Consider the following 26,455-nt stretch of genomic DNA (forward strand, 5'->3'; position numbering starts at 1 on the left):
GGGAGACCGTCCCCGGATTGTGGAACCGAAACCGGGCGGACTGTCGCCCGCTCGGTCAGATCATGAGCGAAGCCCGTAGTGGCAAACTGGCCGGCACTCGCCGTCTACCAGACGGTTCTGTCCTTGTTGATGACGTCGGCGCCGCGCTCGCTGCGATGAAGCGAAAGGGGGTATAGATGGGTCCGAGCATCGTTCCGTTCCCGATGGCGAAATCAGACGGTGCGGTCAAAGTGGCAGTCGCAGCCTTGGCGGCGCTCAATGGCCCGTCGGCCGATGCGTATTGGCGGAAGCTAATCACAGCCAAGCGCCACGCGATGACAGCTCAAGGAATCTCTGAGGTCGAGGTGGACGAGACCCTTCTGGCTTTCGGCCAAGAGGTGTTCTTGGCTTTGGCGCGCCGATATCAGCCAGATGAAGGTGACGCCGCATGATGACGGTGATCAAGACTGAAGGCGGCTTTGCGGTGGTCGCGGCCGGCGAAATGCTGGCCGGTCCGTTTCCAACAAATGCCGAAGCATGGCGCGTGCTCGATCGATTGGAAGGGCAGCCGATATCACCAGCAGAGAAGCGTGCGGACTGGATCTCGAACAAGATACTGGCGGCCGGCCCGAAGCCGAAGGAGCCGAAGTCGGCTCGCGACGAAAAGAAGCGGACCAAGAAAATGAAGCGGGCTGCGGCCAAGGCCCCGAGGTGGGTCCGCGATATAGCCGCGGCGAAGTTCGACCCGCAGGTCCACCGCAAGCATCGCGAGTGGCAGCTCGGCACGTTCGGCGCAGCGTCTGACGTAAGACGCATCGACCCGGCCGATTACCTCGCATCGAGAAAGGAAGGTCAATGACTATTGCAGAACGACAAGCGCGAGAAGCCTATGACCGCGAAAACCCGTGGCGGCCGATGAACACCGCCGTTCGCGGGGATGGCCTCATCTGCGAGCTGCTCTTCAACGATATGGTCGGGGACTACGGCACGCCGGGAATGCAATTCTTCCTGGATAACGACGGCCGGTGGTACCGGATTGATCCTCCTGGGGAGGTTTTTCTGTCGCCATCGCCGATCAATTGGCGGCCCGCCTATGTCCGCCTTACGCCGGAGCGTAGAAACTACCTCAGGCGCAAGGCGAAGGGCGACAAATAGTCAGTCGATGCGCACCGAAAGGAGAAATGCTGGATGACGTATAGTTGGCCCGACGGCCTCTACCCGCTACGCAACTGGCTGAAAGCGCAAGGCGTCGATGTCAAGTCGATCGTCAGCGAGCGTCAGGCGGCTTTCTACGTGCAGAAGCTGAGCGATCAGCGGATCAAATTTCCCGCCGATCGGTCCGCCTCGATGTTTCCGATCCTGAAGCGTCTGCAGGATATCATCTGTGCCGGCGCGGCCACGCCGCGGCCGGTCCCGACGCGGGGTCAGCCGTTCGTGCCGAAGAAGAAGGGGAAAACGAAACCGGCGCAGGACATCAAGCACGAAGTCCCCGCGGACGCGCTGGTCGTCTACTGCGACGGATGTTGCGAGCCCAACCCTGGCGCCGGCGGCTGGGGGTTTGCTGTCTACCGTGACGGCGCAGAAATTCACGCCGAATCCGGAGGCGCTGTGCAAACCACCAACAACGCCATGGAGATGACAGGCATTCTGATGACCTTGGCTTGGGTGGCTGCATCGGCGCCGGCCGAGCCGGTGGTCATCTTTTGCGACAGCAAATATGTCGTGACAGGCATCAATGAGTGGGTGCCTGGCTGGAAGGCCAAAGGCTGGAAGCGCAAGGGGGAGAACGCCAGCGAAAAGAACCAGGCTATTGCGAATCTTGCCCATTGGCAGGCGATCGACAAGGCGCGCGACGAACTCCAATTCGTGAAAATTGATTGGGTGAAGGGACACGCGGGCATCACCGGAAACGAGCGCGCTGATGAACTCTCTCTGATCGGTCGCGAAGGGGCTCTTGAAGCGGCCAACGAAGCCGATCCGATCCGCCAGCAGCTAAAATACTCGGTGTGAAGGGAGCGACCATCGCGGATGAACGCACGAAGCCAAGGCGGTATGACCCCGTTTTACGCCTATTCCTCCTTCAACAAGAGGGGAGGGAAGACACACCCGCGCGTCGCACGGACACGCAATCGCATCCTCGACCTATGGGAGGAAATGGCCAGCTACTCGACGATAGCCGAGGAACTGGATATCTCGATCAGCACCGTTGTCGAGTGCATCGCTCGCGCTAGGCGTCTGAAAGACCCGCGAGCCGAGCGACCATACCGCCACCGCAAGATCCAAATCGCCGAGAAGCGCCGCCGCGAGATCAGGCGCTTGCTCGAGGACGGCTACCGGCCGCGGGAGATTGCCAAGCGGCTTAAGGTTTCCACGCGGCTGGTGCTAATTCGAATGAAGGAGAGCGCTGCGTCTACAGTAGAGAAAACTAGATGAAGGGACGGAAGACAGGCGGCAGGGTCGCCGGCACGCCGAACAAAATCACGGCCTCCATCAAGGAAGCCGTGACCGAGGCTTTTGAGAAGGCCGGCGGCGTCGACTATCTCGTCAAGCTTGCCGCCGAAGACCCTCGCACATTCTGCGGCCTTGTCGGCAAGGTGATACCTCTCCAGGTGGACGCCAAGCTTGACGGGCCGCTCACGGTTCAAGTCCTGAAGCTGGCCGGGTCAGATGCCGACGATACAGCTTCCAAATAGCGGTTGGCGGCCGCGCTGGTATCAGCGCAAGGCCTGGGACACATGGGAGCGCGGCTGCAAGCGCCAGCTCCTGTTCTGGCATCGTCGCGCCGGTAAGGACGAGATCAACCTGAATATGCACGCGGTGTCAGCCCATGAGCGGCCAGGCACCTATTGGCACATGCTGCCCGAGGCGGCACAGGCGCGCAAAGCAATCTGGAATGCGGTCAACCCGCACACCGGCAAGCGGCGGCTGTTCGAGGCGTTCCCTGAAGCGCTGATAGAGAACATGAACGACAATGAAATGTTCGTCCGGTTCAAGGTCGGCTCGACGTTCCAGGTGGTTGGATCGGACAACTTCAACAGCCTGGTCGGCGCGCCACCGGTCGGCATCACGTTTTCCGAGTGGGCGCTGGCCAATCCGGCTGCATGGGCCTACCTGTCGCCGATTCTGGCCGAGAATGGCGGATGGGCATCGTTCATTACTACGCCGCGCGGCAACAACCACGCCAAGGGCATGCTCGACGCGGTGAAGGGCAATGTCTTCGACCCCGTGTCGAACCCGCGCGGCTGGTTCAGCGAGGTGCTGCCGGCCAGCGCCACGGGGGCCATCGACGAAGTGACGATCGAGGAGCAGCGCGCAATCTATGTGGGCCTGTTCGGCAAAGAGACGGCCGACATGCTCATTGACCAGGAATATTACTGCTCCTTCGCGGGCGCGTTGATCGGCTCATATTGGGGCGCCGAGATAGCACGTGCCGAGCGCATGGGGCGCATCGGCGTCGCATTCGACATCGATCCTCGGTTTCCGGTGCATACCGCGTGGGATCTGGGTAAGGCGGTCAACAATCCGATCTGGTGCTTTCAGGTCATCGACGGTGTGCCGCTCATCGTCGACTTCTACGTTCCCGACAGCGAAGACCTTGAAGACTGGTGCAAGTGGCTCGACGAGCAGGGATACCACGGCGACGACTATGTTCCGCACGACATCCTGCATCCGCAGTGGGGAACGAAGCGCACGCGCCTCGACACGCTCAGGGCGCACGGGCGCAAGCCGAAGATGGTCGGCATGGTCAGCCTGGCCGAGGGCAACAACGCCGGCCTGCAGACGATCAAGGTGGCGCGCTTCAGGAACACCGAACGCGTCACCGACGGCGTCGAGGGCCTGAAGGCCTACCGGCGCGAATACGACGACGAGAAGAAGACGTTCCGCGACATCCCGGTCAAGAACTGGGCCGAGCACTATGCGTCCGCCTTCCGCTATCTCGGGCTCGCCTGGCGGCAGGCAATCGTTGCGGCCACCAGGCCGGCCGGCGACAAGGGCGCCTATGTCGGCCAGGGGGACGGCACGATACGCACCCAGCAGACGGTCAAGGAGGCGGTCGACGCTATGGTTAGGCGGCGGCGCGCTCGGGCGAATTGAGCAATTTTCTGAAAGCACAGCAATTTTGTGAATGCCGCACGTGTGCAGCTTTTCAAGCGGCTTAGAGTTTCGCGGGTGTCACCCCGATCATTCCGCCAACGGTAGATTGGAGCAGCTATGCCGCGCGCTGGTGGTGTCTATTCAGCCCCTCCGGGCACCAAAGGCAGCCCGAACACGACGATCGAATCGGCGAAGTACAACGCGCTGGTTGACGATCTGGTGGCGGACGCGAACGCAGCCCGGCCTGTTACAGCCGGCGGCTCCGGATCGAGCACGGCTGTCGGCGCTGCGGACAACTTCAGTGCGGCGGGCGCTGACGTGGCATCGGCCGCGACTGTAAACCTGGCAAACACGACAGGTACGCTGGTCAATATCACAGGCACGGTCACGATTACGGCGCTGGGAACCCTCCCGGCCGGCGCCGAGCGGGATCTTGTGTTCGCCGCGTCGCTCACGCTGACGCACAACGCGACCAGCCTCATTCTTCCCGGCGGAGCGAACATCCAGACGGCGGCCGGCGACACGGCACGTATGCGTTCGCTCGGCGGTGGCAACTGGCGCTGCATGAGCTACCAGCGGGCGGCGACAGCTCCTCTGTCGAATACCTTCAACTCGCCTACGATTGTTACGCCGGCGCTGACGCTGAAGCAGAGCGCGGCACCCGCGCCAACGGCCGAGGGCGATATCCAGTGGGATACTGACGACAACGTCCTTGCCGTTGGTGACGGTGCTGCAACGCAGATTTTTGTCCCCATTCCGGCATCTACCGCGGCCGGCGACGTCGAATACTTCACGGGCGCGAAGGCGAAAGCTCGCTTGGCAAAAGGAACCGCCCTGCAAATCCTTCGAATGAACGCTGGCGCTACCGGCCCCGAATGGGGGCCGCCAATTGACTATGCAGGCGGCGCCGCTGCTCTGGCGGTCGGTGCGATCGGCACCTATGCGTTTCTGAAAACCGCAACAACGCTGAATCCCGGCGACACGATAGCGGGATCAAGCACCTCCTATTCAAACTCTGGCGGGACAACCAACGGGTCACCAACCGGCACGTGGCGGTGCATGGGCTATTCGATCAGCCCGCACGTCACTCTCTTCTTGAGGATCAGCTGAAGCGCCGCGCGAACTCATCGGCCGGGAGGTCGAAGGCGGTACGTTCCTTCTTGATCCGTTCGATTGGCCAATTCCACCATTGGATTTCAAGCAGGGCAGCAACCGTCTCATCAGAGAACCGGCGCTTGATCGGCTTCGCCGGATTGCCGCCGACAAGGGTGTAGGGGCCAACGTCTTTGGTGACGACGCTGCCGGCAGCGATGACCGCGCCATGTCCGATCTTCACGCCTGACAGTATGATGGCCCGAGATCCTACCCAGACGTCGTTACCGAGGACGATAGGGCCTTTCGAGGTCAGGTATTCAAGGTTTGTCTTGGTCTTGAAGGTGCGCGACTGGAAGGGAAATGTGGAAACGGTGTCGGTCCTGTGGTCGCCCTGGCAAAGGAACAACACTCCAGGCGCGATCGAGCAGAACGACCCAATTACGACAGGCGACCCCGCCGTAACATTGTAGAAATTCTGCTCGCTAATCCCGTGGCAATCGCGACCGACGGTCACATGCGCAGGTACCTTCAGCTTCGATCTGAGGATACTTTTCTCGCGCAGCCAAGCAGTCAGTTTCGACATTTTGAAGCACCCCCGTGATTCCACGTCAGCACTAGGTAAAACTCTCCCATTATTCAAGCGGCTTAGAGTTTCGCCATGCGCGCACACAGGATGGCACCGTTGCGAACGGAGCCGTCGATGGACCGAAACTTTGCGCGTGCGCTTGCCCTTGTCCTGCAGTCAGAAGGCCTGTGGTCGGATAACGCTGCCGACCCCGGCGGCGCAACGATGAAGGGCGTCACCCTCGCCAACTTCCGCCGCTACGTCAAAGCCGACGCGACCAAGGCTGATCTTCGCAAGATTAGCGACGAGCAGGTGGCGACGGTTTATCGCCGGTTCTATTGGGATGCAGTTGCGGGCGCCGAGCTGTCCGACGGCGTAGACTATGCCGTTTTCGATTTCGCGGTGAACAGCGGGCCAAGTCGGGCGGCGAAGTACCTTCAGGCGGCATGCGGCCCGAGTGTCGTGCAGGATGGTCGAATTGGCCCGGCAACCCTCGCCGCGGTGCGTGCCAAGCCTGCCGGCGTGCTCATCGACACCATTTGCGATGCTCGCCTGAAATTCCTCGAGCGTCTTCCGACTTGGGCGACCTTCGGGAAGGGCTGGCAGAAACGCGTAGTGGCCGTGCGCATCCAAGCAATGCTGATGGCCACGCCCGCGTCCGCTCAGCCTGTTCCGGCGGCCCCGGCACCTGCCACACCACCCGCGCCTGCCGCGCCGCCGGCTGCTCCTGCCTATGTGGAGCGTAATCCGTTCTGGGCCGCGCTCTTCGCCATCCTCAAAGCCATTTTCGGAAGGAAACCGGCATGAAGTGGTTCAACACGAATGCGCTTCACAACGTCCTCAATGCGCTGATCTTCATCATCACGTCTGGCGCGCTCGCCGGTTTCGACTGGACGATGTTCGGCCTCACCGATCATCGAGCGCTGCAGATCAGCGGTACGCTCGCGCTCGCCAAGCTCCTCATCAATGCTTTCCGCGATGGTCCGGCCGGCATGGTCGCGCCGCCGCCACCGGCAGAGGAGAAGTAACATGGTCGAGATTGCGACGGTCCTGCTTCAGCAACTCTGGCCATATGTGCTCGCCGGCCTCGTCGGGCTTGGCGCGCTCGGCACGGCCTATTTCAAGGGCAAGAGCAACGAGAAGGCCAAGCAGGCCGCCCGCGACCTCGCTGCTGCGCAGGATCGCCTGGAGATGAACCGTGAGGCCACCGACATCGAGCGCCAGACCGTCGGCATGACGGACGACCAGGCGCGAAAGGAGGCAGCGCCGTGGGTTCGACAGTGAGGCTGCTCCTGCTGCTTTGCCTTGCGCTTGCCGGCTGCGTCACGTCTGCGCCGGTCGACAACCCGCGCAAAGTCTGGTGCGACAACAACAAGCCGATGCGGCCGAGCGCCGCTGTTTTCGCTGTGATGACGCGACCCGATCTCGACGACATGAACACCCACAATGCTCGTGGGGTCAAATGGTGCGGCTGGAGGCCTTGATGCATGACTTTCTCGACTTCCTCGGCATCAAGGCACCAGTGCTGATTGCTGGCCTCTCAGGCGGCATCCTGCGGGCCTTGTCGCGCCATCGCTACAAGCTGCGGGAGATGTTCGCCTCGCCGATCTGCGGCGCTTTGGCCGCCGCCTATCTGACGCTGCCCGCCGTGAGCTATTCCCGCGCGATCGGCTTTCCCCTTCCGGACCTTACCGACGACACCACCACGCTTGCCGCTGCATTTCTGATCGGCGTCTCAGCCATGTGGATCTCGGATATCTTGTTCGAGTTCATCGTCCGGAAGTTCAAGCCGGCTCCGGAAGAGTGAACCCGATGACTGATCGAAAGTGTGCTGATATGAAAAGAGCATGGGGTTTATCGATCAACTTAAGGCTGTTTGGCCGCTCGTGACACAGGCGCCATGGGGGTTTGCGCCGGTAGCGTTTGCCATCCTCGCTTCAGGATGGGCAGTCGGGCGCTTCATGTACAGCCAGCGTATAGCGATCCTGAAGGAGCGTATCGAGGCCTACAAGGAGAAGCTTGACGGAGCTTCACCGGAAGAAGCTCACGCGAGAGTCGAGAGGCTAGAGGCCCGAATTCGAGATTTGGAACACGACCCTCGACTATTCTCGCCAGACCAACTTGCCAAGATAGCCGCTGTGCTCAAACGGCATAAGCCTGGAGCGGTAATTGTATCGCGTGATGGGTCCAGTCTCCTATGCGGAAAGGTGCAAACGCAAATGAGGAAACTGTTCGAACAGCACGGATGGGCAGTACGTCATTGGGCTACGATGGGAAGCGACAACCTGCCAGCAAGCGGCCTTACAATCTATGGCAACACCGGCGACACAGAAACCGACGACGAACTAGTCGTTCGGGAGGCGTTGCAGGCTGCCGGGATCGAGTTTGAACTTAGGCGCCAACGCTCGACCGACAAGGAACCGCAACTAGTGTTCAGCGATATCGACTAGCGCTCAGGTCGTGACGTGACGAGACTACCGCCTACCGTTTCGAGTGCCATTTCCAAGTGGATTTTCAAGTTTGACCTCACGGACTTGGACGAGGCCTATGCTGGCGCTCTGCAAGGGCTCCAGCATCGTGAAGATGAAGTTGAAACAATGGTTCGTAGTCAACTTGGCCTTGGCCCTTACGACGAATTTCCAGAAGCAAATCTCGACGATCCGGATGATCCCGTTGGGCAGCTCTATGAACGCGCGGGCGAGGATAGTGCCCAGGCGCAGCGTGGATCGCATCTTGTTCGGAAGGCGTTCTTGATTGCGCTGTTCCATCTTTGGGAGCGTCACAAGAAGCCGCGGATCTCAAAAGAATCAAGGGCAGCGGCGGATCGCAGCCGATTGAACGCCCTCCTGGATCAGCTCGAATTGGCCGCGAACTGCGCGAAGCATCCGCCTGGAAGGTCTGCCAAAGGGATATACGAGAAACGTCCTGACCTTTTTCCTCGGGCCGCCACTGTGAAGCAAGCGAGTGAGCGCACACTTGTCATTACGCCTGATGTGTTGAACGAGTTTTTTGAGGCTGTCTGGGCAACCGTCGAATAGCTGGCCTGGGATGAAAGTCTAGCATTCCAAGCGGCTTAGAATTTCGCATTCGCCGCCACCATCCTGCCCGCCATGGCAAAGGCGGACAAGCGCACCCCAGATCAGCAGAAGCAGGGCGCGGCTCTTCGTGAGGAAGGGTCGAAGTGGCTTGCGCGCGTCGAGGCAGCCGGCAAGCTCGAAAAGCAGTGGATGGACGACGCCGAAAAGGCGGTGAAGGCTTACACCGGTGAAACCAAGTCGGATGACCTGAGCACGTCTGCCACGCTCGGCAACACCTACGACTTCAACATCCTCTTCGCCAACGTCGAGACCATCGTTCCGGCGATCATCAACAGCCCGCCGGCGCCTGACATACGCCGCCGCTTCGCCGACGAGGATCCGGCCGCAAAGGATGTCGCCGAGCTGATCGAGCGCGCCATTCGCAAGCAGGTGGATGATTCCAAGCTGCAGGTCGAACTGGAAGGCGAGGCGCAAGACGGCTTCCTGGCCGGTCGCGGTATCATCCGCCTTCGCTTCAAGAGCGACATCGTAAAGGACGAGACGACCAATGCGGAACTTGAGCGAGCGAGCGCAGCCGTTGACGGTGGAGCAAGTTCTGGCGCTGCAACGGCTGGCGACGACGCTGAAGGCGGGGACGACTATTCGGCGCCATCTGACGCATCTGCTGCGGTCAGCCCGGGCGAACGGCTCGCGAACGAGTGCATCGAGTTCGAGGCCGTAAGCTGGCGAGACTACCGGCACGGCCCGGCGAAGCGTTGGAAAGACCGGCCATGGGACGCATTCCGCTTTGTCGTGCAGCGCGAAGATGAAGACGCGGTGTTCGACGCCGGCCTGATCAGCATCCAGACGAACGACGCCGAGAAGAAGGCGCGCGGCGAAAGCGACAGCGACCTGACCGGATGGGAAATCTGGGACAAGGGCAGCCGCAAGGTCGTCTTCATTGACGACAACGGCGTGGTGCTGAAGAAGGTCGACGACCCGCTTGGGCTGACAGATTTCTTCTGTATTCCGGCGCCCGTGCAGCCGATCGAACTCACCGGCCGGCTGATGCCGGTCAATCCGTTTTCGATCTACAGCAGGCTCGCCGATGAGCTGGACCTGACCACCAAGCGCATCGGCGTCATCACTCGCCACATGAAGGTCAAGGGCTGGTATTCCGGCGACGCTGGCGACATCGCCAACATGCTGGCGGCCGACGACACCGAATTCGTGCCGATCGGCAATGCGGACATCTGGGCAGCCAATGGCGGCCTGTCTGGCGCAGTCGCCTTCTGGCCGGTCGAGAAGTTCATTTTGGTGCTGCGGGAGCTGTACGGCGCCCGCGAACAAACCAAGCAGGCCATCTACGAGATCACCGGCATATCGGACATCGTCCGCGGCGCCTCGCAGGCCAGCGAGACGGCCACGGCGCAAAACATCAAAACGCAATGGGGCTCGCTGCGCATTCAGAAGATGCAGCGCATGATGGAGCGGTGCGCCCGCGACATCTTCGTGATGATGGCCGAAATCATCCCTGGGAAATTCTCGCATGAGACGCTGCAGCAGATGACCGGCGTGCAGATCCTGCCGACGCAGCAAGACCTGACGCCTATCCAGCCACCGCCAGCGCCGCCGCCCGGCGCACAAGTACCGCCCGAGCAGCAGAAGCAGGTTCAGCAGGCCATGCAGGCGGCACAGGAGGCCGAACAGCAGCGGCAGGCGAAGCTGGCCAAGCTTCAGTCTATCCAGCAGCTTCTGACGCAGCGCCTGGCGATGATGTACCGCATCGACGTCGAGAGCGATTCGACGGTCAAGGCTGACCTGACCCGGCAGAAGGCAGAGACGGCCGAGTTCATGCAGGCGGCCGGCGCTTATTGGGCCGCCGTCGGTCCGCTCATCCAGCAGGGCGAGATGTCGAAGGAAGTGGCGATTGAAATCTTCGCCGCGAACGCACGCCTGTTCAACCTCGGCAAGTCGGTCGAGGACGTTCTGGAAAAGATGGTGACCGATGCCAAGGCGCAAGCCGGCCAGCCTCCGCCCCCGAGTGCCGAACAACAAAAAGCTCAGGCGGACGCGAAGGCGCGAGAAGCGGACACGGCGGCAAAAGCTGCTGATGCGAAAATCAAGCAGGACGCAGCCGCGCAAGACATGCAGTTCAAGCGCGAAGAGCACGATATGACGATGGCCGAGAAGCGCCTCGACCTTCAGTCGAAGCGTCAGGCCGCGCGCATCGACCAGAACCAGATGCTGCTTGCCAACGGCATCGTACCGCCGCCCGATCCCGAACAGATCGACGGCCAGGCAGTGCTGAAAGAGATGGCTGCGCAGCGCGACATGTTCGGCCAGGCGCTCGCTGCGCTCATCAATGAGCTTTCGAAGCCCAAGCAGATCGTCAGGGACGCGCAAGGCCGTGCCGTGACGGCTGTTCCGATGCAGACCCCGCAACATATCCCAGGAGCCCCGGCAAATGGCTACAACCAGTGAAATCGACGTCGGTATGAACGCCATCGCGCAGCGTTTGTACGATCAGCGCCAGGTGATGCTGAAGGTCAAGCAGAACGCCACGGGCGCCTCTGCTTCTCTCGCGGCTATACCAACCGACTTCGCGGCTGTGATCTCGGCCGTTCAGGCCTTCGGCACGACCGACCCTTACGAGGCAGCGGTGAAGGCAAAGCTTGCGAAGCTCACGACGGAATACAACGCTCTGAAAACCGTCGCCGATGCTGTCGCCGGGGCGAATCTCGGCTGATGACAGCGATTGCCGCAGGCATCGGGCACAATGGCGGCCCACCTCTCGTCGGGTGGGCGCTCAAGCCACGCTTGCACCTGCCGAAATTCGATCCGTGGCGTATCCTGCGACCGCTCAAGATGTTCGACGGGCAGTTCTACCCGGCCCAACGCATTCATATGGGCGGCTACGGGGAAAATCATCTCCCCGTTAAGATAGTCAGGTTGCTCCCGACTACCCCACAAACAGACGTAACTGATCTGGGCTCCTACACGTTCTCAGTCGACATTGGGTCGGCTTACGCGGGTAGGTATTTTGTTGTCGGGGCGCTCAGTCAAGCCGCGGCTTCCGGGTCGCCGCAATGGGCGACATGCTCCATCGCCGGTCAAAGCACTCCTCTATTTCTGACATCTGCTTCAGACCTCAGCGCCGCTATTTTCGGTGGTTACATTCCCTCCGGTTCAGGGTCACAAAGCATTGTTATAGCCAGTGCGGGCGGTGTGTTTACCGCCGCAACGGTTTACGTGTGGGAAGTTCAGAACGTAAAATTCGGACTGACTTTCACCAACACGGCTACACAAGCGACTAGCACGTCAGCCACCATATCGACGACGGTAGATGTGAGGGCCGGTGGTGCGGCTTTCGGCGTGCTGACCGACAATGCTATTGCTCTTACCTATACCTGGACCGGTCTAACGGAGAACAGCGATCCGTCGGCGTCCCACATAGGAACGGTAGCGTCAAAGTCCTTCATTTCGGCTCAGAGTGGGCTTACCGTTTCGGCTGCGCCGTCTGGCAGCACCGTACGACGCCTGCTTGTCGCGGCGGTAAGGTGAGCTAATGAGGATACCCAGCGGCAAAATTGACCAGAACATATACTTCGTGGCTGTTGACAGCTCTGATCTGGTAACCCGCAAGACTGGCCTGACCTTGTTCACGGTCTATCGTAGCCGCAATGGTGGCGCAGCGACCGTCTACACTACGCCGACCATCACCGAACTGTCGGCCGCGAACATGCCCGGCGTCTATTCGCTGCTGATCGACGAGGACACGACCATCGCGTCGACATCAGATGCTGAAGAGCAGGTGTTGCACATCACACAGGCCAGCATGGCTCCGGTGACCCGGGTCATTGAGCTTTTCCGTCGGGACACCACGACGGGTCGTACCGCCACGGTCGACGCGAATGGCCGCGTAGATATTGGAAGCATCGGCGGTACGGCGCAGACTGCCCGTGATATTGGGGCAAGCGTGCTCATTTCGTCCGGCACCGGCACCGGCCAGTTGAGTGTCACGGCCGGCGTTGTGTCAGCGAACACCACGCAGATCGCCGGTTCGGCGGTGAACACAGCCAGCGCGCAGATCGGCGTCAACGTCGTCTCGGCGGCTGGCACGGCATGGAACTCTGGTGCGATCACCAGCAACACCTTCGCGGCCGGCGCGATCACCGCAGCGAAGTTTGCTGCAAACGCCCTCGACGCCGTTTGGTCGACCGCGACCCGGGTGCTGACCGCCGGCACCAATATCGTGCTTGCGAAAGGAACGGGCATCACCGGCTTCAACGATCTGGACGCGCCGGGCGTTCGGACCGCTGTCGGGCTGGCCTCTGCCAATCTCGACACTCAGCTTTCGGCGCTGTCTGGCAACGACACCACCATCAACAACAACGTGCTGGCGGTAAACACCAAGCTCGGCGCGCCCGCTGGCGCATCCGTGTCGGCCGACATCGGTGCGGTGAAAGCGGATACGGGAGCGATCAAGGCCAAGACCGACAACTTGCCGGCTGCACCGGCTGCTGTGGGCGACATCCCGACCGCGAACCAGAACGCTGACGCGCTTCTTGATCGCGCTTCCGGCATCGAGCCCGGCCTGACACCTCGGCAGGGCTTCCGCCTCTGGTCTGCGGCACTGCTCGGCAAGGCGAACGGCCTCGGCAGCGGAACGGCCATCTTCCGCGACACGAACGACACGAAGGACCGTATCAACGCCTCCGTCGACCAGGACGGCAACCGGCTGGCGATCATTCTGGATCCTAGCTGATGTTTGCTGATCGCTATTTCGGCAAGCGCTACTTCGGGAACCGCTACTTCGGCCCGAAAGGCGCCGACCTTGATTCTTTGTTCAAGCCAGGCGGTGGCTATTACCGGAAACCAGTCAAATACGTTCGTGATGGCAAGGTTGTCGACCTCGACGAGCCGCCCACGCCGATCGTCGGAGTGGTCGAGTGGCCGGCCCTGTCGCCCGAGGTTGTCGCGGCCTTGCGCGCCGGCTTCCAGGCACCGCCGATCGCATTGCCCGACGCGGCGGCATTGGAGCGCCGTCTGGGTCGCATGGTCATCGACAGGGAGATGGCTGCCATGCGCGACGATGACGACGCGGTGCTTCTGCTGCTCTGAATTGCAAGCGGCTTAGAATTTCGCACCGACGCCTTGCAACCTGTACCCGCCCGAAAAGCAGGACAGGAAATTGGCCAGGTACGTTTTCCGCGATGGCATCTTCGTCGACCGGCAAACCGGCGTTCCGATGGAAAAGCCGTTCGCCGGGCAGATCGTCATGCCGAACGTCATTTCAGACATCCCGGATTATGCCTCGCCGATCGATGGCCGAATGATCACGTCGCGCTCAGAACGCCGCGATGATCTGAAGCGCAACAACTGCGTCGAATACGAGCCGAGCCTGTCACCGACCAAGGGCAAATTTCGCAATCCCGACTTCTGCAAGAAGCGGGGCCTTCAGGTGTCAGAGGAATTTCGATGAGCGCTGCCGTAGCAGAAAGCCTAGCCAACAACGCCCCACCTGCCGGCGCGCTCGCCGAGGCAGCGAACAACAATGCGACCGCGCCAGTCAACGACGATGCTGCGCTGGAAGCCATCTGGAACAAGAACGAGCGTGACAACGGCGCTGCACGGGACGAAGGCAAATTCTCGAGCCCGACCGCTGACAAGAAGCCGGCGGCGCAAGCCGACGCCGGCAAGCAATCGCCCGAGGGCGGTGGCGGAGAGGAACAGGCCGGCGAAAGTCTGACGCCTGGCGCCGAGCAGGTTCCTCTCCCGGCCAACTGGCAGGGCATCAAGGGCGGCGTCGCCGACAACGTCAAGCAGGCGTGGCAGAAGGCCCCAGCCGAGTTGCGCAGCTTTGTTTCGGCACGCGAGCAGGAGCTTCAGCAGCGCCTGTCCGACCAGGGCAGGCAGGCGTCCGCCTACAAGCCAATCCAAGACATTCTCGACCGCAACGGCAAGTACTTCGATCCGGGCACGGGCAAGAAGGGCGCCGACGGCAAGGTGATCACGCCGGCACAGGCGATCGAGTATCTTTTCAACGTCCAGCAGAGCATGGATCAGGCCCCGGTCGAGACAGTGATGAACATCGTCGACCGCTACGGCATCCGCGACAAGATTGCGGCTGTCTTCGGCCAGACCGTCCAGCAGGGCGAAAATGAATTGCGGCAGGAAATCGCCGGGTTGAAGCAGATGCTCGCATCTGTTCACAACTCCGCGAATATCGACGACCGCATAAACCAGCGCTTTCAGGAGCGCGACGCGACGACCGCCGCCAATGAAGAGTTAAGCCGCTTGTCAGCCGACAAGCCGCTTTACTCCGAAATCCCTGAAAAGCGCATGGTGTCCTTCATCAATGATGCATGGGACCGGCTTGGAGCCACCGCCTCGAAAGAGGCCGTGTTCAACCTGGCCTATGACATGGCAGTCAACGCCGATCCCGATCTACGGGCCAAGGCAGCCGCCGCGAAAACGGCCGCTCCCAAGGATGCCGGAAAGGTCGATGCGGCCAAGCGCGCCAACTCCGTCAACATCCCCTCAACAGCGTCGGGCAAGGCTCGGGTTCTCACGGAAGATGAAGAACTGGCCGCTGTCTACGACCGGAACCACAAAGGATAATAGCGATGGCTGGTCCGTCGACTACTTTCACTGAAATGGTTTCCACCACCCTTCGCAACAGCGCGACGGAAGTGGCGGACAACGTTTCGAAGAACAACGCCTTCCTCAACCGGTTGAAGAAGAAGAACAAGATCCGCAACCTCGACGGCGGCACCGAAATTCAGGTGCAGCTCGAATACGCGGAAAACAGCACCTATCAGCGTTATGCCGGCCTCGACACGCTGAACACGAACGGCTCTGACGTCGTCACCTCCGCAAAGTACGATTGGGCGCAGGTTGCGCTGCATGTCGTGTCGAGCGGCAAGGAGCTTCGCCAGAATTCCGGCAAGTTCGCGATGATCAACCTGGTGAAAACCAAGAAGAACAACGCGCTCAAGACGGCGGCCAACAATTTCTCAGTCGACCTCTATTCCGACGGTTCGCTGTCGAACCAGATCGGCGGCCTGGCCAACATCCTGCAGACCAACGGTCAGGGCATCGTCGGCGGTATCGATTCCGCGACGTGGACCTTCTGGCGCAACAAGTTCCGCGAGGCCACCGGCACCAACCTTGCCGCGTCGCCTTCTGCGGCCAACGCTGCGACCTTCAAGGCCGACATGAACGCGATGTGGTTGACACTCAACCGCGGCGCCGACAAGCCGGACCTGATCACCTTCAGCCACGACTTCTACTCGCTGTACGAAACCGGCGAGCAGCAGCTTCAGCGGTACATGGACGCTGACATGGCTCAGTCCGGTTTCATCGGCCTGAAGTACAAGACCGCCGACGTGATTTTCGACGACAACACGAATTTCACGACCACGGCCGAGAAGGGCTACTTCCTCAACTCCGACTACCTCTACGTCGACCAGCACAAGGAGGCGCAGTGGACGCAGGACGACGAGAAGAAGCCCGTCAACCAGGATGCGGTTGTGATTCCCTTCTACTGGATGGGCAACCTCGTCTGCTCGAACCGCTCGCTTCAGGGCGTGATTTTCGACGCGGCATAAGGAGCAAGAACGATGACCTCTTTTGTTGGTATCGACGTCACCAAGACGTACACCGTCGCGCAGTTGACCGGCACGGAATCCGGCAAGGCTCCGAAGGTCGGGGATCGCTACGAATCCTACGACAACAAGACCTACCGGTTTGTGAAGTACAACCAGGGCGCCGGCGCAATCGCCGCCGTCGCCAACAACGTCGTCGGCTTCTATGCCCCCGGCGGCGTCTCGACTGGCGTCTTTAACGAAGTGACTTCGGACGTGTCGGACACCGCTGGCCTTGGCGCTGGCGTTCTTGCCGGCACCCCCGGCAACGGCGAATACGGCTGGATACAGGTCCAGGGGCCGGCGACGCTGAACACGGCGCTTGTCTCGGGCGCTTCCGGGCAACCGCTCGTGCTCTCGACGACTACTGACGGCACCTTGAAAGTGGCCGGCGCAGTCACCGATCCCGTGGTTGCCTACGCGGTCCTCGCTGCGTCGAAGATTGTCATGTGCGCATTCCCTAGCTGATCGATATGGGCGGGCCTTCAAGCGGCGGCCCGCCTCCCTTTCACTGTGAAGAAGGAAGTCAAACATGGCCGACAAGTCCGACAAGACCGAAGCCGCTGCCGAGCCGGTGCCAGTCGATACCCAGACCGGCATCTTCCCCGAATTCCGCCGTCTCTGGAACGGTGGCGAGCATCGCCGGGCCGTTGAATTGGCCCAGGCTGCTGGGAAGCTTTCCGAAGCCGAATGGGCAGCGCTGCTCGCCGAGTTCCCCGGCATCGTCGATGTGGTCAACCAGTAGGGCGCCGCTGGCGCCCACAATGTTTCAGGAGCCGAACAAATGAGCGAAGCGCAGCCCCTCATCCGCGTGATCGGGTTCAAGACAAGCTACGAGAAACTGCCGGTCAAGGGCGACCCGGTGAAGGAGAAATGCGACGTCAAGGGCTACAGGCTCGACGCCAGCAACCGGCGCGGCGCATCCTTGAGCTTCAGCCCGAGGATTGGGTGACGTATTCGCCATCGCATTCGCCGCTGAACACCCGCACCACGGAGCGCGTCCGCCATCTGCTGCCGGACCCGTCGCTGATGGGCGAGGACCAGGACGGCGAGAAGCTGCGCTTCATGACGGCGCGCTGGAACCAAATCGAACCGGCTTACGAGGCCTTCAAGGCGGGCCGTGAAATCCCGCTCAACGGCACGGCGCTTGCCGCCTGGTCGGGCGTCACACCGGAGCAGGCGGAGGTTCTGCGCACCGCCGGCATCCGCACGGTCGAGGAAGTCCGCGATCTGCCCGACGGTCAGCTTGACCGCGTGCGCCTGCCGAACATGCGGGATCTGCGCAAGCAGGCCGGCCTGTTCCTCGCTAATTCGGACGCCGCCAAGGCCGCCGAGCGTGAAGCCGCCAAGGACGCGCAGATTGCCGAGCTGGTCGAGCGTCAGGCCGCGATGGAAGCCATGATCGAGGAACTGACCAAGCCGAAGGGCAAGGCCAAGGACGCTGCCTGATGTCGATCCTCGACGTGGTCAAAGGCGCCGCGACAGTGCTCGGCATGGATGTGCCGAGCCTGCTTTATGGCGCGACCAGTCGAGAGATGGTCGAGATGCAGGAACTAGCCAACGTCATGGCTTCCGAAATCGCGGATGCCCATGACTGGCAGAAGCTGCTGATACTGAAGACGCTCACCGGCGGCGTGGCCGATGCGTTCGACTTGCCGACCGACTTCCGCCGGATGCAGAAAACCTCGTCCCTCTGGTCGTCGCGCTGGCAGTGGGCGACCGAACACCTGACCAGCCCCGACCAGTGGCTTGAGCTTCAGGTGACACCGATCGCCACGGTGAACGGCTACTGGATTATCTACGGCGATCAGTTCCACCAGTGGCCTGTCATGGCCAGCGGCGAGACGGTCAAGTTCTTCTACGTGTCGAACCAGCTCGTCGCCGCCAGCGACACGTCGAAGAAGACGCTTTTCACGGAAGACGCCGACAGCTTCAGGCTTTCTGAGGAACTGCTGAAGAAGGCGATCATCGCTCGCTGGAAACAGAACAAGGGGCAGGCCTACGAGCAGGACTTCGACGATTACCAGGACTTGCTCCTGCGTCTGATCGACACCGACAGCGGTTCGAAGCCTGTCGTTTCCGGCCAGCCTCCTGTCAGTTGGCGCGGCCGGCGCGTCGCGTGGCCTGGCACGGTCACAGGTGCAGCGTGAGGTACGAGCGTTTCCCCGATCGCCGGAAAGCCGCTCCGGCTCCGGCGCGGGCCATCGCGCAGCCCTACACATTCGGCGCGCCCGTCGCCGGATGGGTCACCAATCAGAGCCTTGTGAAGTCCAAGCCGTTTTCGGCGCAGACGCTTGAAAACTGGCTTCCGACCTCGACCGGCATCGTCATGCGCGGCGGATCGGTCAAGCGCGCCACGCTCGGCGCCAATCCGGTCGAAAGCTTCATCACCTACAATGCCGGCGGCACGAAGAAGATTTGGGCCTGTGACGCCCCGACCATCCGCGATGTCACGTCGCCGGCTGATCCGAACACGCCACCCGCAGCTTCGGTTACCGGCCAAACCTCTGGCTATTATTCGTACGTCAATTTCACGACGTCGGGCGGCTCATTCGTGGTCGCGGTCAACGGTACCGACTTCCTGCAGCTCTACAGCACGACGTTCGACTGGACGGCGGTGAACAGCCTGGCCACCTACCGGCTGAACTTCGACGCGCAGACGGTGAACTTCACCAGCGGCGGCACTGTGACGGGCGGCACCAGCGGCGCGGTCGCGACCATCGTCAAGAACGTCGATAACGGCGCGACCGGCTCGCTGATGATCCAGTCGATTACCGGCACCTTCGTCGACAACGAAATCATCACGGGCGGCGCTGGCGGATCTGCCACGGCGAACATCCCGGGCGGGGTGGTGCAGGTATCGGCTGCCATTACCGGCGTTGCGACAAGCGCGCTGTCTCACGTGTGGCTCTACCGGAACCGCCTGTTCTTCATCCAGGGCGGCACGATGAAGGCCAGCTATCTGCCGGTCGATTCCGTCACGGGCGCGCTCGGCACCGTCAACCTGTCCGGCGTCTTCCAGCGCGGGGGCTCCCTGCTCTTCGGCGGTACGTGGTCTCTCGATGCTGGCGATGGCATCGACGACAAATGCGTGTTCATCACGACCGAAGGCGAGGCTGCGATTTATGAGGGCAGCAACCCGGCTGGCTCGACCGCGGCCGAGTGGAACCTTGTCGGCCGCTACGACCTCACAACACCGATGGGCAAACGAGCCACGATGCGCGCTGGCGGTGACCTGATCGTTGCCACCAAGGAAGGCATGGTTCCGATTTCGGCCGCGATCAACAAGGATGCCGCTGCGCTGTCGCTGGCTGCCATCTCGCGCAACATCGAGCCGGACTGGAAGCGGGAAGCCCTGCGGCGCATTTCGCTGCCGTGGGAAGTCATCAAGTGGCCGGACATGAACTATGCCATCGTCTCGCTGCCAATCGCGGCCGCGGGGCAAGAAGCCTGGTCGTTCGTCGTCAATCTCGAAACCGGCGCCTGGTGCAAGTTCGTCGGATGGGCGACCCGCTGCATCGAACTGCACGACAATCGCCTGTTCTTCGGAAGGAATGACGGCACCGTTTTCGAAGCCGAAATCACCGGCAACGATGACAGCCAGCCGATCTATTACACCTATGTCGGTAATCCCGATCATATGAAGACGCTTGGCCGGCTGAAGACGGTGCACCAGGCGCGCGCCACCTTCCTGGCCTCGACGCCGTTCAACCCGAAAATCTCGTTTTCGGTCAACTACACGGTCACCTTGCCGACGGCCCCGGACGCGGCAGATGGTGGCAGGGTCGACCTTTGGGATTCCGGCCAGTGGGACGTCGCCCTGTGGGATCAGGCAGCTCCACAGGCGACGGTGAGCGGCGGCCAATGGATTTCGATCGGCAAGACCGGCTACGTCATGCAGCCCCAATTGCAGGTCACCGGCTTTCTCAACAGCCGTCCGGACGTCGAATTCGTGCAGCTCGACACCACCTTTGAGAATGGCGGGGTGGTCGTATGAGCTACGACATCGCCATCGAGAACTTCAACGAAGCCTGGCCGGAACTCGAGCCGCTTTGCCGTGACCATTACGGCGAGATGCAGGCCCGCTTGGCGGCGGAGGGCATGACGATCGGCGACTTCAAGCCGCGCCTGAACGTCTACGGCTCGGCCAGTCATCTGCTTTGCTTTGTGGTCAGGATCGAGGGCGAGGCCGTCGGCTATGCCTTCATCTGGCTCACGCAGGACATGCACAACAGCGAACCCATCGCCATGGAGGATACCATCTACATGCGGCCGGATCACCGGAACGGCATCGGACGCCGTTTCACCAGGCACATCCTGGCCGAACTCAAAGCGCGCGGCTGCGTCAGGGCGCACGTGACCATCGCCACTGATCTACGCGTTGCTAAGATGTGCGAGCGCGTGGGCTTCAAGCGGTCGGCAATTGCCATGACGTATTTCCTGTAGGAGCCCAGAATGTGCGCGCCATCGCCTCCCGAACCTCCAGATCCCAAAGAGACCTCTGCGGCCTCGACCGCCACGAATGTCGGCACCGCGATTGCGAATGCCAATCTCGGCAACGTCAATCAGGTCACGCCTGACGGTTCGCTGACCTATAAGCAGACCGGCACCTATAAGTGGAACGACCCCTATACGGGCAAGTCCTACGATATCCCGACATACACGGCGACGCAGACGCTATCGGACACCAGCCAGGCGATCAAGGATCAGACCGACCAGGCCAAGCTCAACCTCGGTGAGCTGGCGGCCGGACAGTCGTCATTCCTGAAGGATTGGCTGGCCAAGCCGGTCGACCTGTCGAATGATGCGACTGAGGCCAGGTTGATGGACCTTGGCATGAAGCGGCTTCAGCCGGCGCTTGACGCACGCCGCGCGTCGAATGAGGCGGACCTGATCAACCGTGGCATCCGCCCCGGTTCGGACGCCTACGCCCAAGCGCAGAGCCTCGAAAACCAGGGGGAGAACGACGCTTACAACCAGCTCTTGCTCACGGGCCGCGGCCAGGCGGTACAGGAAGCGCTGGCGCAGAACTCGGCGCCGATCAACAACCTGACCGCGCTGCTGTCTGGTTCGCAAGTGAGCCAGCCAAATTTCGTCAACGCGAACATGCCGACCATCCCGACAACTGACGTCGCTGGCCTCATCAACACCAACTACAACCAGAAGCTCCAAAACTGGCAGACGCAGGCGTCCAACAGCAGCGACCTGTTCGGCGGGCTGTTCGGCCTTGGCGCGAACCTGATCAAGTATTCCGACCGCCGCGTGAAAATGAACATCCGCCGCGTCGGCGAGTTCGCCAACGGCCTTGCGAAATACGCCTTCGAATACGTCTGGGGCGGCGGTGAGCAGATCGGCGTCATGGCCGATGAGGTGCGCGCGTTCCGGCCGCACGCCGTCATCAACATCGGCGGCGTCGATGCTGTCGACTACGGGGAGGCCTTGGCATGACCGCGCAGCCTTCATTCATCTTCGGCGGCGATACTGGTGTGCGGACGCCAGAAGACCTGGCACGCCTGCGGGCGATTGCCGACGCACTTGCCCGGCCGGCCGCACCGCGCACGATCGGCCAGGGCCTGAATGCGCTTGGCGAGGCGATCGGCTACCGCATGGCGGACAATCGGGCGACGCAGGCCGAGCACGACTGGCGGAAGGGTGGCGACAGCGTGTTTTCGGCGCTCTTCGGCGGCGGCTCGCCGGCCTCGGCCACGACGACGTCGGCGGGCAGCAGCGCGGTTGCCTCTGCTCTTGGCGGCGGCTTGATGGGCAGCGCGCCGGACCTGTCCAAGAACGACATCTACAACGGCTTCATGGACACGGTGAAAACCAAGGTCACCAATCCGAACGCCTTGGCCGCAATTGCCGCGACCGGTAACGCCGAAAGCAGCTTTTCGCCGAAGAGGGCTTTCAGCTCATGGTCGGACCCGAGCGAAAGCGGACAGGCTGGCACGGCCGGCGGTATCCTGTCTTGGCGCGGCCCACGCTTTGAGGCGATGCGCGCCTTTGCCGGCAGCAACGGCGGCGATGCAAATGCTCCGTCGCCGCAGCTTCAGGCGCAATATTTCCTTCAGGAAGACCCTGGCCTGGTCGACGCGCTGAACGCTGCGAAGTCGCCCGAGGAAGCGCAGCGCCTCATGAACAATGCCTGGAAGTTCGCGGGCTACAATCGCCCCGGTGGCGAGGCCGCGCGGCGCATTTCCATGGCAAATTCCTTCGCATCGCAGTTCTCCGGCTCGGATGCCGCCCCGGTACAGGTGGCGAGCCTTGAGCCGGGCGCCGGTGTGTCGGCGGCGCTGAACAAGCGACCGCTACCCCAGGAGTACGCTAGCAAGGGCGTCTCGCAAGACCAGTGGGACAAGATGAATGCGCCGGACAGCCCGGCGGTGGTTGCTCAGCCGATCCAGTCGCCGCGGGCCGCCGCGCCGGCGCCTGCCGCTCAGACGGCACAGGTGGCGCCCACGCAAGTCGCTGGCGGCCCGAGCGTGCAGCAGCTCTTGCAGGCCTCGCAGGATCCGCGCCTGTCCGAGCAGCAGCGCGGCGTCGTCAACCTGATGCTGAAGCAGAAGCTTGACGAGGCCAACCCGGCTAACCAGCTCGAACTGGAAAAGAACCGGCTGGAAGTCGAGAAGCTGCGCAACCCCCAGATCGAGCCGGGCGATAAGGCGCGCCTCGACCTCGATCGGGAGAAGTTCGCGGCTGAAAAGAACAAGCCGATCGAGGTGGGCGGCGTCCTGGTCGACCCGAACACGCATGAGCCAGTTTATACCGGCCAGCAAACCGATTGGGAAAAGCTCGACGAGCGCACGCTGTACAACAAGCGTACGGGCGAAACGCGAGCCGTCAGCATCGGCGGCGCAAATGCGGGCCAATTCCGTTTCACCGGCAACTCTGTGGAGGCTCAGGCGCTCAACGGCCTGATGGACGGTGGTGGCCTCACCGTTGAGCAGGCCCAGCAGCTCGCCGCCGGTAAGACGATCAGCGGCCCGAACGGCGAACTGCTGTTCCTGACGCCGCAGGGCGTGTTTGGACAGGCTTCCGCTGGCGGTCCGGCAACGCCGGTCACGCCACCGAAGGCTGCTGCACCGGCTCCCGCGCCAGCGCCGCCACCGCAGGCCGCTCCTGCACCGAACGCAGCGCCGGCCACTCAACCGCAGCCGAGCCCGACGCCGGCCAGCCCGCGCGCGGACAGCGCCGGCATCCTGCCGTTGACCGCGCCGAAGTCGAAGCCGCCGAACGAGCAACAGCAGCGCGACAACAAGCTGTATTCCGTCGTGGCGCCCGAGCTGCAGATTGTCGAACAGAACTTCGCGGCCCTGTCCAATCCATCGGACCAGGCCTTGTCGGCGATCCCGCACGGTTCCGACTATGGCGCCGAGTACCTGAAATCGCCCGAGTATCAGCGGGCGTCGAACTCGCTGCGCACCATCATCGCGTCCTACCTCTACAGCGTGTCCGGCGCGACGGCGGCACCGGCCGAAGTCGAGAACCAGGCGGCCATCCTGACGCCCAAGCCCGGCGAGGCGAAGGCATCCCTCGACGACAAGCTGGCGCGCATCCGGCAGATGGTCGACGCGATCAAAACTGGCGGTTCAGGCACCGTTGCTGCCCCGGCCGGCACGGGCGGCGGCACGACGAGCAAAGGCCTCCAGTGGAGCATTGAACCCTGATGGCTACGCTCAACATCCAAGGCCGCAAGGTGCAGGTCGACGACACCTTTCTGTCGATGACGCCGGAGCAGCAGAACGCGGCGGTCGACGAAATCGCCAAGTCGCTGCCGCCGATCGCTGACCAAAGCACGCCAGCGGCCGACCTTGCCGGCGAGCGCGCTCAGGCCGGCATTGCGCTTGCGCAGAAGATGCGAGCGATGTCACCGGAGGAAAAGCGCGCCGCCGTTGGCATCGACCCAACCACTCTCCAGCCTGCCGGCGTTCCGGCTTATGCGCCTGGATCTGCTGGCTACAACGCACTGACCGGCAATATTGAGGGCGATGATGCTGTAAGCAAAATTCGAACTGCGTCGGGTGGTGTTTTGGAAGGCATCCCGATTCTGGGTCCTATGATTAGGGCCGGCGTAGACCGCGCCGCAGCCACGACCATCGCCGGAATGTCTGATGAGACCTACGACCAGGTTCTTAAGCGGATTCAGGCTGGGACTCTCGCCGAAAAGTCAATGAACCCTAAGCTTGACCAGGCGTCGCAGATCACCGGCGCCGTTGCAGGAACCATCCCTGCTATGGCGGCTGCGCCTGAAATGTTCGGCATCGGTTTGGCGTCGAAGCCGCTGACATATGCCGCCAGTATCGGGTCAGGCGCTGCCATCAATGGCGCCGACGCGGCAGTACGGTCGGGCGGGGATGCAAGGGAGACTATAAAGGGCGGATTGATTGGAGGCGGTCTAGGATTGGCCGCGCCGATAATCGCTCCACTCATCGGCAAAGGCGTCAAAGCGGTCGCGGATAACGTGCAGCTTAGCTCTATCGCCAAGGCGCTCGGGTTGGACAAGAGCGCCACCAAGGCTTTGGCGAACGCCGTCAGGCAAGATGCCGTCGAGCCCGGCGCACTGTCGCAACTCGGCGACGACGCCATGTTGATGGATCTCGGCCCGAACTTGCGGCACACGGCCGGCGCCATCGCGGCAACGCCGGGAGAAGGCAAGGCCATTGTGCGCGGCGCGATCGGCGCGCGCGACGCCGATGCCAATTGGCGTATCCGTTCGAGCTTGAACGATACGCTTGGCGAGGCACCTACGCCGTCACGCATCATCGACCGGGCGACCCGCAACCAGCAATACCTTCAGCCGGAATACCGGGAAGCGTTGCGCGATGCCTCCCCGATTGATGCCGCGCCGATCGCCCGCTACCTTGATGCCGAGGCTCAGACACTTCGGGGCGAAGCTCAGCGCGGCATCCAGCGCGTTCGGACGATGCTGGACTATGTTCCGACCGGTGAAGAGATTGCGCGCGCTCGCGCGACTGGCCAACCGGTTCCTGGCGGGCTGATCCATGACGCTGGCACGCTGCTGAACGCGCGGCAGGCCGTTGACGATCTGTTGGAAACGGCACAGGGCAGCAACCACCTGAACGCGCTTCAGACAGCACGCCAGGCGATTGACGACGAGTTGGCGGCCAAGGTGCCAAACATCAAGCAGGTCGACGCCAAATATGCCGAACTGGCTCGGCAGAAAGAGGCCGTTCAGCGGGGCCAGTCAGTGCTTTCGAGTGGTCGAGAAGCACCGCGGCCCGACGAACTCACCGAAGAGTTCAGGCAAGGCGCGCTACCCCAAGGTATGCAAGTCGGTCCGTCGGCCGTACCGTTGCGCCTTCGCGAGGGCGCCCGTGCCGAGATTGAGCGCATCGTTGGCACCAACGCGAACGACCGCGTTGCCCTGCAGCGTCTGATCAAGGGGGAGGGGGACTGGAACCGTGCGCGGCTTTCCACTCTGTTCGGTGACGACAAGGCCAAGGCTATCATCGATCTGCTCGACCGGGAAAAGCTCTTCGCCGACACGTCGAATATCGTCACGCGAAATTCAGAGACGGCCGCGCGCATTGCAGCCAGGGACGCCATCGAAGGCGGGGGCAGTTCCGGTTTCGGTGTACGCGAAGGATTCATTGCAGGCGGCGCCCGCGGTGCGGCCCGCGCGGCAGGAACCCGCGCTGTAGAGAGCGTAATCGATGCGCTGCGCAACGGCGGGAACGAGAAAGCGATCATGGACATGGCGCGCAGCCTGACAGGTGGCCCGCAGCAGAGCGCCGTGCTCGATGCGCTTATGAGAGCAGGCCAGGGCTCGCGGCTGCAGCAGTCACAGGTCGATCGTGTGGCGCGCGCCTTGCTGCTCGGCGGACCCACTGCCGTCAACCGCCCTTGAGCGCCGTTCCTTGCGGTCTTCGTAAATCCAGACCAGTAGTACCAAGAACATGCCGACCATCACGCCGACCATAAAATCTGTCGACGCCTTGCTCAGAAACCAGTCCAGGCCTTGGTGCAGCACAGCCAGCACGGCGATGGTGATCACCGCTGCGATGAGCTGAAGGGCCGTGGTGCGCGACATAGGCGGG

At 62.1% G+C, this 26,455-nt stretch carries 35 protein-coding genes; 33 read left to right on the top strand and 2 right to left on the bottom strand.

All coding sequences use genetic code 11. The features are described 5' to 3' along the window. Nucleotides 1–176 precede the first annotated feature (176 nt). The 8 genes from EJ070_RS26300 to EJ070_RS26335 all read left to right on the top strand — a co-directional run bounded on the left by EJ070_RS26300 (nucleotide 177) and on the right by EJ070_RS26335 (nucleotide 5,184). A complete protein-coding gene (locus EJ070_RS26300) occupies nucleotides 177–431 on the top strand; it encodes a DUF6074 family protein (protein WP_126093973.1) in 255 nt (84 codons plus the stop codon). Continuing rightward, nucleotides 428–838, top strand: a complete 411-nt coding sequence (locus EJ070_RS26305) for a hypothetical protein (RefSeq protein ID WP_126093974.1) — start codon at nucleotides 428–430, stop codon at nucleotides 836–838. The genes EJ070_RS26300 and EJ070_RS26305 overlap by 4 nt, the downstream gene beginning before the upstream one ends. After that, a complete protein-coding gene (locus tag EJ070_RS26310) occupies nucleotides 835–1,134 on the top strand; it encodes a hypothetical protein (RefSeq protein WP_126093975.1) in 300 nt (99 codons plus the stop codon). Before EJ070_RS26305 ends, EJ070_RS26310 begins: the two co-directional genes overlap by 4 nt. Before the next feature lie 33 nt (nucleotides 1,135–1,167). Continuing rightward, nucleotides 1,168–1,989, top strand: a complete 822-nt coding sequence (locus EJ070_RS26315) for a ribonuclease H (protein WP_126093976.1) — start codon at nucleotides 1,168–1,170, stop codon at nucleotides 1,987–1,989. Between the two features lie 42 nt (nucleotides 1,990–2,031). Then, nucleotides 2,032–2,412 carry a hypothetical protein gene (locus EJ070_RS26320; protein ID WP_189350065.1) on the top strand — a complete coding sequence of 127 codons (381 nt, stop codon included), beginning with the start codon at nucleotides 2,032–2,034 and terminating at the stop codon, nucleotides 2,410–2,412. Then, a complete protein-coding gene (locus EJ070_RS26325) occupies nucleotides 2,409–2,672 on the top strand; it encodes a hypothetical protein (protein WP_126093978.1) in 264 nt (87 codons plus the stop codon). The genes EJ070_RS26320 and EJ070_RS26325 overlap by 4 nt, the downstream gene beginning before the upstream one ends. Further along, nucleotides 2,647–4,074: a hypothetical protein gene (locus EJ070_RS26330; protein WP_126093979.1), complete on the top strand. Its 1,428-nt coding sequence runs from the start codon at nucleotides 2,647–2,649 to the stop codon at nucleotides 4,072–4,074. Before EJ070_RS26325 ends, EJ070_RS26330 begins: the two co-directional genes overlap by 26 nt. Nucleotides 4,075–4,191: 117 nt before the next feature. Then, nucleotides 4,192–5,184: a hypothetical protein gene (locus EJ070_RS26335; protein WP_189350067.1), complete on the top strand. Its 993-nt coding sequence runs from the start codon at nucleotides 4,192–4,194 to the stop codon at nucleotides 5,182–5,184. Here the strand turns inward: EJ070_RS26335 and EJ070_RS37490 are convergent. Continuing rightward, nucleotides 5,177–5,752, bottom strand: a complete 576-nt coding sequence (locus EJ070_RS37490; RefSeq protein ID WP_126093980.1) for a CatB-related O-acetyltransferase — start codon at nucleotides 5,750–5,752, stop codon at nucleotides 5,177–5,179. The genes EJ070_RS26335 and EJ070_RS37490 overlap by 8 nt on opposite strands. A 117-nt stretch (nucleotides 5,753–5,869) precedes the next feature. Between EJ070_RS37490 and EJ070_RS26345 the strand changes: the two genes are divergently transcribed. From EJ070_RS26345 to EJ070_RS26460, 25 genes are all read left to right on the top strand, one after another. Beyond that, entirely contained in the window at nucleotides 5,870–6,541 is a 672-nt protein-coding gene (locus tag EJ070_RS26345; RefSeq protein ID WP_126093981.1) for a glycosyl hydrolase 108 family protein, read from the top strand. Then, nucleotides 6,538–6,762 (top strand): hypothetical protein, encoded by a 225-nt coding sequence (locus EJ070_RS26350; RefSeq protein WP_126093982.1) that lies wholly within the window; start codon nucleotides 6,538–6,540, stop codon nucleotides 6,760–6,762. The genes EJ070_RS26345 and EJ070_RS26350 overlap by 4 nt, the downstream gene beginning before the upstream one ends. 1 nt (nucleotide 6,763) lies before the next feature. Next, nucleotides 6,764–7,018: a hypothetical protein gene (locus EJ070_RS26355; RefSeq protein ID WP_126093983.1), complete on the top strand. Its 255-nt coding sequence runs from the start codon at nucleotides 6,764–6,766 to the stop codon at nucleotides 7,016–7,018. Further along, a complete protein-coding gene (locus EJ070_RS26360; protein WP_126093984.1) occupies nucleotides 7,003–7,218 on the top strand; it encodes a hypothetical protein in 216 nt (71 codons plus the stop codon). Before EJ070_RS26355 ends, EJ070_RS26360 begins: the two co-directional genes overlap by 16 nt. Beyond that, nucleotides 7,218–7,541 carry a hypothetical protein gene (locus EJ070_RS26365; RefSeq protein ID WP_126093985.1) on the top strand — a complete coding sequence of 108 codons (324 nt, stop codon included), beginning with the start codon at nucleotides 7,218–7,220 and terminating at the stop codon, nucleotides 7,539–7,541. Before EJ070_RS26360 ends, EJ070_RS26365 begins: the two co-directional genes overlap by 1 nt. Nucleotides 7,542–7,581: 40 nt before the next feature. Next, on the top strand, nucleotides 7,582–8,184 hold the full coding sequence (locus EJ070_RS26370) for a hypothetical protein (RefSeq protein WP_126093986.1): 603 nt from the start codon (nucleotides 7,582–7,584) through the stop codon (nucleotides 8,182–8,184). An 84-nt stretch (nucleotides 8,185–8,268) separates the two neighbouring features. Then, entirely contained in the window at nucleotides 8,269–8,772 is a 504-nt protein-coding gene (locus EJ070_RS26375) for a hypothetical protein (protein WP_126093987.1), read from the top strand. A 72-nt stretch (nucleotides 8,773–8,844) separates the two neighbouring features. Next, nucleotides 8,845–11,235 carry a hypothetical protein gene (locus EJ070_RS26380; protein ID WP_189350070.1) on the top strand — a complete coding sequence of 797 codons (2,391 nt, stop codon included), beginning with the start codon at nucleotides 8,845–8,847 and terminating at the stop codon, nucleotides 11,233–11,235. Then, nucleotides 11,219–11,500 carry a hypothetical protein gene (locus EJ070_RS26385; protein WP_126093988.1) on the top strand — a complete coding sequence of 94 codons (282 nt, stop codon included), beginning with the start codon at nucleotides 11,219–11,221 and terminating at the stop codon, nucleotides 11,498–11,500. The genes EJ070_RS26380 and EJ070_RS26385 overlap by 17 nt, the downstream gene beginning before the upstream one ends. Continuing rightward, nucleotides 11,500–12,315, top strand: coding sequence for a hypothetical protein (locus EJ070_RS26390; RefSeq protein WP_126093989.1), 816 nt, complete (start codon nucleotides 11,500–11,502; stop codon nucleotides 12,313–12,315). The genes EJ070_RS26385 and EJ070_RS26390 overlap by 1 nt, the downstream gene beginning before the upstream one ends. Nucleotides 12,316–12,361: 46 nt before the next feature. Next, nucleotides 12,362–13,519 carry a hypothetical protein gene (locus EJ070_RS26395; RefSeq protein WP_189350072.1) on the top strand — a complete coding sequence of 386 codons (1,158 nt, stop codon included), beginning with the start codon at nucleotides 12,362–12,364 and terminating at the stop codon, nucleotides 13,517–13,519. After that, nucleotides 13,519–13,875 carry a hypothetical protein gene (locus tag EJ070_RS26400; protein WP_126093991.1) on the top strand — a complete coding sequence of 119 codons (357 nt, stop codon included), beginning with the start codon at nucleotides 13,519–13,521 and terminating at the stop codon, nucleotides 13,873–13,875. Before EJ070_RS26395 ends, EJ070_RS26400 begins: the two co-directional genes overlap by 1 nt. A 70-nt stretch (nucleotides 13,876–13,945) precedes the next feature. Next, the gene (locus EJ070_RS26405; protein ID WP_126093992.1) at nucleotides 13,946–14,236 is read left to right on the top strand and encodes a hypothetical protein; all 291 of its coding nucleotides are present in this window, start codon (nucleotides 13,946–13,948) and stop codon (nucleotides 14,234–14,236) included. Further along, nucleotides 14,233–15,375, top strand: a complete 1,143-nt coding sequence (locus EJ070_RS26410) for a hypothetical protein (protein ID WP_126093993.1) — start codon at nucleotides 14,233–14,235, stop codon at nucleotides 15,373–15,375. Before EJ070_RS26405 ends, EJ070_RS26410 begins: the two co-directional genes overlap by 4 nt. A gap of 5 nt (nucleotides 15,376–15,380) precedes the next feature. After that, complete coding sequence (locus tag EJ070_RS26415; RefSeq protein ID WP_095782847.1) at nucleotides 15,381–16,364, top strand: phage major capsid protein; 984 nt, start codon at nucleotides 15,381–15,383, stop codon at nucleotides 16,362–16,364. A gap of 12 nt (nucleotides 16,365–16,376) precedes the next feature. After that, nucleotides 16,377–16,868 (top strand): hypothetical protein, encoded by a 492-nt coding sequence (locus tag EJ070_RS26420; RefSeq protein WP_126093994.1) that lies wholly within the window; start codon nucleotides 16,377–16,379, stop codon nucleotides 16,866–16,868. A 64-nt stretch (nucleotides 16,869–16,932) separates the two neighbouring features. Continuing rightward, on the top strand, nucleotides 16,933–17,145 hold the full coding sequence (locus tag EJ070_RS26425; protein ID WP_126093995.1) for a hypothetical protein: 213 nt from the start codon (nucleotides 16,933–16,935) through the stop codon (nucleotides 17,143–17,145). Nucleotides 17,146–17,184: 39 nt separating this feature from the next. Beyond that, nucleotides 17,185–17,352 carry a hypothetical protein gene (locus EJ070_RS36410; RefSeq protein ID WP_189350073.1) on the top strand — a complete coding sequence of 56 codons (168 nt, stop codon included), beginning with the start codon at nucleotides 17,185–17,187 and terminating at the stop codon, nucleotides 17,350–17,352. Next, nucleotides 17,349–17,849, top strand: a complete 501-nt coding sequence (locus EJ070_RS26430) for a hypothetical protein (protein WP_189350074.1) — start codon at nucleotides 17,349–17,351, stop codon at nucleotides 17,847–17,849. The genes EJ070_RS36410 and EJ070_RS26430 overlap by 4 nt, the downstream gene beginning before the upstream one ends. Beyond that, nucleotides 17,849–18,550, top strand: coding sequence for a hypothetical protein (locus tag EJ070_RS26435; protein ID WP_126093996.1), 702 nt, complete (start codon nucleotides 17,849–17,851; stop codon nucleotides 18,548–18,550). The genes EJ070_RS26430 and EJ070_RS26435 overlap by 1 nt, the downstream gene beginning before the upstream one ends. After that, the gene (locus EJ070_RS26440) at nucleotides 18,547–20,397 is read left to right on the top strand and encodes a hypothetical protein (protein ID WP_126093997.1); all 1,851 of its coding nucleotides are present in this window, start codon (nucleotides 18,547–18,549) and stop codon (nucleotides 20,395–20,397) included. Before EJ070_RS26435 ends, EJ070_RS26440 begins: the two co-directional genes overlap by 4 nt. After that, complete coding sequence (locus EJ070_RS26445; RefSeq protein WP_126093998.1) at nucleotides 20,394–20,846, top strand: GNAT family N-acetyltransferase; 453 nt, start codon at nucleotides 20,394–20,396, stop codon at nucleotides 20,844–20,846. The genes EJ070_RS26440 and EJ070_RS26445 overlap by 4 nt, the downstream gene beginning before the upstream one ends. Before the next feature lie 9 nt (nucleotides 20,847–20,855). Continuing rightward, nucleotides 20,856–21,848: a tail fiber domain-containing protein gene (locus EJ070_RS26450; RefSeq protein WP_126093999.1), complete on the top strand. Its 993-nt coding sequence runs from the start codon at nucleotides 20,856–20,858 to the stop codon at nucleotides 21,846–21,848. A gap of 215 nt (nucleotides 21,849–22,063) precedes the next feature. After that, a complete protein-coding gene (locus EJ070_RS26455) occupies nucleotides 22,064–24,064 on the top strand; it encodes a phage tail tip lysozyme (protein ID WP_189350076.1) in 2,001 nt (666 codons plus the stop codon). After that, entirely contained in the window at nucleotides 24,064–26,265 is a 2,202-nt protein-coding gene (locus EJ070_RS26460) for a hypothetical protein (RefSeq protein WP_126094001.1), read from the top strand. Before EJ070_RS26455 ends, EJ070_RS26460 begins: the two co-directional genes overlap by 1 nt. Here the strand turns inward: EJ070_RS26460 and EJ070_RS26465 are convergent. After that, nucleotides 26,200–26,448, bottom strand: a complete 249-nt coding sequence (locus EJ070_RS26465; protein ID WP_126094002.1) for a hypothetical protein — start codon at nucleotides 26,446–26,448, stop codon at nucleotides 26,200–26,202. The genes EJ070_RS26460 and EJ070_RS26465 overlap by 66 nt on opposite strands. Between the last annotated feature and the right edge of the window lie 7 nt (nucleotides 26,449–26,455).

This window comes from Mesorhizobium sp. M1E.F.Ca.ET.045.02.1.1, assembly GCF_003952485.1.
GTDB lineage: Bacteria > Pseudomonadota > Alphaproteobacteria > Rhizobiales > Rhizobiaceae > Mesorhizobium.